The organism is Gordonia sp. AC31 (assembly GCF_031844505.1).
In the GTDB taxonomy this organism is placed as follows: Bacteria; Actinomycetota; Actinomycetes; order Mycobacteriales; family Mycobacteriaceae; genus Gordonia; species Gordonia hongkongensis.
Genome location: NZ_JAUZVK010000084.1, coordinates 1 through 1292, shown reverse-complemented (window position 1 = coordinate 1292; position 1292 = coordinate 1). Strand labels below are relative to the sequence as shown.

Genomic DNA, 1292 nt, shown 5'->3' with positions numbered 1-1292 from the left:
CAACTCGCTCGCCGAGTCGTGGGTGATGCAGCAATACCTACGCCCGGATGTACTGGAGGCGGCCGGGGTCCGCTCGATCACCGACTGGGCGGCGTCGTTCACCGCGACCCGCTCCGAGACGATTCCCAACGCCACCGGCACCAAACTGCGTGTCGTGTCGAAGGTGTCGGCGTTCGCCAACCCCAAGGAAATGTTCGCCATGGCGGCCCAGTACACCGATGTCGTTGTCCGTGAACAGGTCCCAGCCAATCTGCCCGTCCATGACGGGCGGCAGATCATCACCAGCACACCCGGTCAGGAGCGGCGCGATTTCATCGCCGACCTGGACTATCGGGCCGACCATCTCGACCCGCGACGCGCCGACATCGACAACGTGCTCAAGATCCTCAACGACGGCCGCAACGTCGCCCTCGACCCGGCGCTGGCCAACCTCGAACCGGATCCGGGAAACACCCGCGCCGATGCCGTGGCCGAACAGGTCGCCCGCATCTACCACGCCACCGCCGACAACGAATATCTCACCGAGGAAGGGGAGCGGTCCCCGATCCGGGGAGCGTTGCAGCTGGTGTTCTGTGACCGTGGCACCCCGCGACCCGACGGCCCGTCGGTGTACTCCAACCTCAAAGACCTTCTCGTCGAGCAGTACCAGGTGCCCGCGGAGAAGATCGCGTTCATCCACGACGCCAAATCGCCGTCGCAGAAACTGGCGTTGCAGGCCGACTGCCGAGCCGGTCGGATCGCGGTGCTGGTCGGATCGACATCGAAGATGGGCACCGGCATGAACGTCCAAGGCCGCCTCATCGGCCTGCACCACATGGACGTGCCGTGGCGGCCCGCCGATCTCGAGCAACGCGAAGGCCGGATCATCCGCCAGGGCAACCAGAATCCGCAGATCGAAATTCTGAACTACGTCACCGCAGGCACCACCGACACCGTCATGTGGTCGAAAGTCGAGTCCAAGGCGGCGTTCATCGAGCAAGCCAAACGCGGCCAGCTCGACGACGTCGCCGAAGTCGACGACATCGCCGACGACTCACTGTCTGAGGCGGCCGCGGCGACCAAAGCCGCCGCGACCGGCGACGAACGGTTCCTCGAAATGGCGACCCTGGAAGACGAGGTGAAAAGCCTGTCCGCCCTGGCCAGCGCCCACGCCGACTCCCGCTCCCACGCGCGGCGGGTCGTGGCTGCAGCGGACCGGGCCATCCCACGGTTGGAAGGCAGCATCGAGAAACTCGATCTCCTGCTGGCCGGTCACCAGGAGTGGATTGACGCCGGCAAGGAGTTCGTCGTCC

At 65.6% G+C, this 1292-nt stretch carries 1 protein-coding gene; it reads left to right on the top strand.

Translation table 11 applies throughout. The features are described 5' to 3' along the window. Window positions 1-25: 25 nt before the first annotated feature. A partial coding sequence (locus Q9R39_RS24670) for a helicase-related protein (protein WP_311278457.1) occupies window positions 26-1292 on the top strand: 1267 nt, incomplete at its 3' end.